Annotated in this window: 8 protein-coding genes and 1 pseudogene; 5 read left to right on the top strand and 4 right to left on the bottom strand. The window is 43.5% G+C overall.

Features of this window, described 5'->3' with window-relative positions; all coding sequences use genetic code 11:
* Window positions 1-846: PLP-dependent aminotransferase family protein (locus tag A3757_RS20515; RefSeq protein WP_231878337.1), on the top strand; the 846-nt coding region annotated here is incomplete at its 5' end.
* Between the two features lie 27 nt (window positions 847-873).
* On the opposite strand, the gene A3757_RS20510 is transcribed toward A3757_RS20515, so the two are convergent.
* Window positions 874-1,365, bottom strand: a complete 492-nt coding sequence (locus tag A3757_RS20510) for a DUF4442 domain-containing protein (RefSeq protein ID WP_068508730.1) — start codon at window positions 1,363-1,365, stop codon at window positions 874-876.
* Between the two features lie 170 nt (window positions 1,366-1,535).
* On the opposite strand from A3757_RS20510, the gene A3757_RS20505 reads away from it, so the two are divergent.
* The 3 genes from A3757_RS20505 to A3757_RS20495 all read left to right on the top strand — a co-directional run bounded on the left by A3757_RS20505 (window position 1,536) and on the right by A3757_RS20495 (window position 3,097).
* Window positions 1,536-1,799 (top strand): acyl-CoA-binding protein, encoded by a 264-nt coding sequence (locus tag A3757_RS20505; RefSeq protein WP_068508728.1) that lies wholly within the window; start codon window positions 1,536-1,538, stop codon window positions 1,797-1,799.
* A 139-nt stretch (window positions 1,800-1,938) separates the two neighbouring features.
* Window positions 1,939-2,259: a site-specific integrase gene (locus A3757_RS20500; RefSeq protein WP_068508725.1), complete on the top strand. Its 321-nt coding sequence runs from the start codon at window positions 1,939-1,941 to the stop codon at window positions 2,257-2,259.
* Window positions 2,260-2,284: 25 nt separating this feature from the next.
* Window positions 2,285-3,097 (top strand): ABC transporter substrate-binding protein, encoded by an 813-nt coding sequence (locus A3757_RS20495; protein ID WP_068508723.1) that lies wholly within the window; start codon window positions 2,285-2,287, stop codon window positions 3,095-3,097.
* Window positions 3,098-3,127: 30 nt separating this feature from the next.
* On the opposite strand, the gene hisI is transcribed toward A3757_RS20495, so the two are convergent.
* From hisI to aztA, 3 genes are read right to left on the bottom strand one after another with little or no spacing between them, the layout of a single operon-like run.
* Window positions 3,128-3,529, bottom strand: coding sequence for a phosphoribosyl-AMP cyclohydrolase (gene hisI, locus A3757_RS20490; protein WP_068508721.1), 402 nt, complete (start codon window positions 3,527-3,529; stop codon window positions 3,128-3,130).
* 24 nt (window positions 3,530-3,553) lie between these two features.
* Window positions 3,554-4,420: a metal ABC transporter permease gene (locus tag A3757_RS20485; RefSeq protein ID WP_068508719.1), complete on the bottom strand. Its 867-nt coding sequence runs from the start codon at window positions 4,418-4,420 to the stop codon at window positions 3,554-3,556.
* Between the two features lie 3 nt (window positions 4,421-4,423).
* Window positions 4,424-5,155, bottom strand: a complete 732-nt coding sequence (gene aztA, locus A3757_RS20480; RefSeq protein ID WP_068552545.1) for a zinc ABC transporter ATP-binding protein AztA — start codon at window positions 5,153-5,155, stop codon at window positions 4,424-4,426.
* Window positions 5,156-5,412: 257 nt separating this feature from the next.
* Between aztA and A3757_RS20475 the strand changes: the two are divergent.
* Window positions 5,413-5,672 (top strand): annotated as a pseudogene (locus tag A3757_RS20475) (hypothetical protein); the annotation flags it as partial.

Here is a 5,672-nt window from a genome sequence, read left to right as displayed (position 1 = left end):
GTGGTTGCGGTAGAGTCGCCAGGCTATTATGGCTTGTTACAGTTAATCGAATCTTTGGGGCTAAAAGCGCTTGAAATTCCTTCAGATCCGGTAAGGGGAATGAGCATCGACGCGCTTCAGTTGGCAGTCGAGCAGTGGCCCGTAAAAGTTGTGTTATCAGTTCCTAGCTATAGCAACCCCATGGGAGCCTTGATGCCAGAAACTGCGAAGCTCAAGTTGGCGAAGCTCTTAGAAAAATATGATTTACCGATGATTGAAGACGATATTTACGGAGAGCTGTCATACAGTGATGCTAGGCCAAAAGCTGTTAAATCTTATGATAAGGATGGCCGAATTCTGCTGTGCTCTTCAGTTTCGAAGGTGCTTGACCCTCAGCTATGTGTCGGCTGGGTGATGCCAGGGCGATATCGGGAAAAAATTGAGTACCAACGTTTTTTAAGCAACTCCAGTCACTTTGCTTTACCCCAACTGGCGGTTGCCGATATTTTGTCTAGAGGGCGCTTTGACCGTCACTTGAGGCATGCTCGTGAAGTTTACAGCCAGAGGCGCGATAGGTTGCTAGATTTAATTGCGCTACACTTTCCCAAAGAAACACGCATCACTAAGCCGCAAGGAGGTTTTGTTGCATGGATACAGTTGCCTGATGGTGTAGATAGCACAGAGTTCTACCATTTGGCTAAGGCCGAGGGCGTCATTGTTGCGCCAGGAGAAATCTTTTCAACCGATTCGAGTAAGTACCATAACTATATTCGGTTAAGTTATGCACATGAATGGACCAGAGAGCGAGAGCAAGCTGTTGTGATTTTGGGGAATATACTAAAAGCTGAACTAAGCAGATTCACATAACACTTGCTCAGCTTTTAAGTGGAGAGCTTAACGTTTTTTAGGTGTCCAGGCCCAAACCATTTCCATAAGAATGGGTTCTTTGCCTTCAGCGTCTGTCACACTGACTTTTACAGTGGTTTCACCTTTTTCGAGTTTTTGGATATCAGCAATTTGCTTTTTGCTTAGCGTTGCAACGGCTTTCATGTCGCCCTTGGCGCGTTTTACATAGTCAGCTTTGATTGTTTTGATCACAGGGACAGCGCTATCAGGTACGTTCATACCAATCAAATATCCGGTAGCAGACTCTGCGATCAGAATACTGGCGACAGCATGCACTGAACCAATATGATTTTGCACACTCTTTTTATTTTTTAGTGTAATCACTGCTCGTTCGCAGCTGAGCTCTTCAATTGTAATTCCAGCAGTGCCGGTAAACTTCACCATCTTTCCAAAAAAAGTAGACAGCGCTGTTGAGCGAAGGAAAGATGGCAAGGAATTAATGTTACTGACAATTTTATTTAGCTTATTTTTCTTGGCCAAGATGTGGTCTCCAAAAATTAGTGAAAACAGAAAATTAGATCTTATTGATAAAGTAGATACTTATCAAAACTGTGAGATTATACACATAAATGGAAAAGTGGTTTTACCTATAGAGCTACCGATCTGTATTTAAGCGAGTTATAATCGCGCCAAATTAACAGGAGTAAGTTATGAGCGATTTAAAGCAACAATTTGAAGATACCGTAAACTTTGTTCAAAACTCGGAAGGTGACGTTCAGCTTTCAAACGAGCAGAAGTTGCAGATGTATGCTTTGTATAAGCAAGCAACTGAAGGTGACGTTTCAGGTAAAAAGCCAGGTATGATGGACTTCGTTGCACGTGCAAAATATGTTGCATGGGAAGAGTTGAAAGGAACGACTTCTGATGCGGCAATGCAAAAATACATTAATGAAGTTGAAACATTAAAGGCGTAAATTACAGCGTCTCTAACCAGTCTGTGTCTCAGGCTGGTTAATAGCAGTGTCCACGATAAAAAAGATAATAATTATAAGAGATCAACACAAGGAAAGTGAAGAAGCATATAGGTCTCTATAAGCAGTAAAAGGAATCAATATGAGTACAGCAGTTGCATTGGACGAATGTCAACCGGGGTTGTCAGTAGACTTGGCTGAAGCGGTAAAGCACCAACATTTGAGTGCCAGAACCATTCATACTTACCAGCACTGGATTACGCAGTATTTAGCTTATTATGATTTGCGGAGCCCGCGTTATTTAAGTGAATCTAATGTGAAAGAGTTTTTACGCTATTTGGTAAAAAATATGTCTCTTTCCCGCGCGCGCTTGAATCAAGCTCGAGAAGCACTATTATTCTTATATGAAAAGGTTTTAAAGAAGCCTTTGAAAAGGACGGAGATAGTTCCCAAGGATAGTTAATTTTCATTATCAGGCGGAGGAAGCAATGTTTAGATTCATCTACGCTTTTTTCGCCTTTTTAGTATCTAGTGTCTCATTATCCTTGCATGCCAAGGACCCTTCCACAGTACAATCAGATGCTCCTCAGCCATTTGAGATTGGCATTAGCATGTCAATTCCTCCTTGGGTGATTAAAGAAACTGACTCAGGCATCGAGTTAGATATATTGCGAGCGAGCCTCGATCCTGAGCGTTATGATATACGTCCGGTTTATGTGCCATTTGAGCGAGCATATAAGTTGTTTGATGATGCGCAGTTAGATGCCGTGATGAATGCAAAGGCCAATGTTGTTAAGAGTGGTTATTTGTCCCAAGCCGTGGTGACATTTCAAAACTACGCAATAAGTCTGGCATCCAAGAACTACCCTGAAGATATATCTATGTCTTTTCTTCAAGATAAAACGGTTGTAGGTTTTCAAAAAGCGAAAGACTTTCTGGGTAAAGAATATGCTGTGATGGCACGCACAAACCGGCATTATCAAGAAGTTCCAAAACAAGATTTTCAGATAAATCTACTCTTTATCAGAGAGCTTGATTTTATCGTGATGGATAAGAGTATTTTTGGATATTATTGGTATAAGGCAAATCAGGGAGATCGCTACTCTCGCTTGGCAAAGCAGCGCTTTAGTCAAAAGGTCAGATTTCACCCCTTATTTAAACCAAGTCATTACCCGTTTTTATTCCGAGATAAGCTGGTCAGAGATGACTTTGATCGTGGTTTGTCAGAAATTAAATCAAGTGGTCGCTATCAAGAAATCCTGGATAAATACGACCACTTAAGTAATTTGTATCAGCACTGATGTAAACGAAGAAAGCAGAAAGCAGAAAGCTTATGAGGCGATGACCACCTCGCCTTGCTCAAACTTCAGGTAGAAGCAACTTCTACGATGGGTGTGACAAGCTGCTTCATCTTGTGTGACCAGGGCTAGTAGTACATCACCGTCGCAATCCGTTCTCATCGATACCAGGCTTTGCCAGTGGCCAGAGCTTTCTCCTTTGCGCCATAAAGACTTTCGCGAACGGGACCAATAGCACATCTTGGAGGTTTCGAGAGTTTCTTTTAATGACTCGCGATTCATCCAGGCAAACATTAGCACCTCTCTCGTCTCATGGTCCTGGGCTATTACGGGTATTAAACCCTCTTCAGAGAAGTTTAGTTCGTTTAATACTTTATCTAAGGGATAGGAGGTGCCTTCAGCATCGTTTTCGATCGATTTAAACCAGGACTTCATATTTAAATTACCTATATTTACGAGTTATGCGCTGAGATGTTTGGGTTTGGCAAGTCGAGATAAAAGGCTACCATTAAGTCCTAATGAAAACGACAAGACGTAGAGCATACCAAGTGTCAGTATGATCGCCGGCCCGGTTGGCCAGCCAGCATGGTATGACAAGAGTAAGCCGATATAACAACAGAGAATTGCAAAACAAGAGGACGCCAAAAGCATCATATCGAGGCTCTTGACCCAATACCTTGCAGAGGCTGCAGGCAAAATCATCATACCCACAGACATTAAGGTACCAAGGGCGTTAAAGCCGGCAACAAGGTTTAGAACAACTAGCACCAGGAAGGCAAAGTGAGCAATTGGACTTAGTCGACTGACTGATTGCAGGAAAAGCCTGTCCATACACTCAAGAACCAACGGTCTGAACAGCAGAGCAAGTGTAATTAAGGTAATTGTAGAAACCCCGGCAAGCAAATATAAAGCTTCGTTGTTCAAAGCCAGCGCGGAACCGAAAAGTACGTGTAGTAAATCAACCTGACTACCGTTAATTGAAATAATCAGGACGCCTGCTGCCAGAGAAATAAGATAAAAGGCAGCCATGCTGGCATCTTCAGCGACATCGGTCATACGAGAGACGAAACCGGAAAATAGCGCAACAAGGCAGCCTGCGATAATCCCGCCGATGGTCATTGCCTGAATAGATAAGCCGGCCAGAAAAAAGCCTGCCGCTGCACCGGGCAATATTGCGTGTGCCATGGCGTCGCCAGTTAAACTCATGCGTCTTAACATCAGAAAAACGCCAATAGGCGCTGCGCTAATCGCAATCGCAAGGCAGCCAACGATAGCGCGTTGCATAAATGAGAAGTCTAAAATTGGCGCAATAAAAAGATCGAACATCTGTTAGTGAGCCCCGCAATACACGGCGTTTTCATCAAAGGCTTCGTTGAGTTGTCGTGCTCGTTGCCAGTTTTGCTCAGTCAATACGCCGGCAGTTGGCCCAAAAGCGATGGGCTCTCGCGATAACAAAAGGCAATGTGGGAAGTGAGACTTTACTTGCTCAAGGTCATGGAGTACTGCAACAATCGTTTTACCCTGTTCATGCCAGTGTTGAATCAAGTGTAGTAGGTCATGTGTTGTTCGGCTGTCTACGCCGGTAAAAGGCTCATCTAATAATATTAGGTTGGCTTCTTGAACGAGCAAGCGTGCGAACAAAACGCGCTGCATTTGCCCTCCTGAAAGAGATCCGATCAAGCGTTTTTCAAACCCTGATAAACCCAGTTGCTGCAGCGCTTGTGCGACTTGCTTTTTATGCTTGCTACGTAATCGCCCGAAAGCACCCATATGTTTCCAGGCGCCAAGAGCGACCATTTCCTGAACTGTAATAGGGAAGCTTCTATCGACCATGTTTTGTTGAGGAAGATAAGCAATATCATCTTTCTCGACGGGTCCAAATTGAATATCACCTTCTAAGGGAGCAAGTTGCCCCATAATACCTTTAAGCAGTGTCGATTTACCTGCACCGTTAGGCCCAACAAGGGCAACAAGCATGCCTTTATCAATGCTGGCAGAAAGGTGGTGAACAGCGGGGTGCGCTTCGTAGCCGAGCGTTAGATTTCGGAAAGATAAAATCATTATCTACCTGGTGACACTGTAGACACAATAAATTAGTACTGCACTTAGCGAGGCCGCGAGGGCAAGGCGTTGAACAAGGCCAATTTCCAGTAAGCTTCGACGTGACATAATCAGCCTGTTATTAAAGTAGAACACAATCCGTGAATCCTATGTGATAGCATGCTAAATTGCAATCTGGCTGGCCTTGAAGCGTTAAATTATTGGGGCTGAGCGCGACGATTATTCCCAAATAACAATTACAAAACGTATCTGTCATTATGGAAGTGAACTCATACTTCGAGCTACTCAAGTTGGCAAGCATTCCCTTAATTGCGGGAATTGTTGGATTCATCACCAACTGGTTAGCCATTAAGCTTACTTTTTATCCGATCAAATTCTGGGGCATTCGGCCCATTTTTGGCTGGCAGGGAATTATTCCCTCAAAGGCTAGGAAGATGGCGGAAATCAGTGTTGATTCAACCTTGTCCAGAATTGGCTCAGTCTCTGATATTGTTGAGCAAATGAGCCCTGCTCTAAT

Source organism: Oleiphilus sp. HI0117 (assembly GCF_001635235.1).
This window is presented reverse-complemented; position numbering and strand designations above follow the sequence as displayed.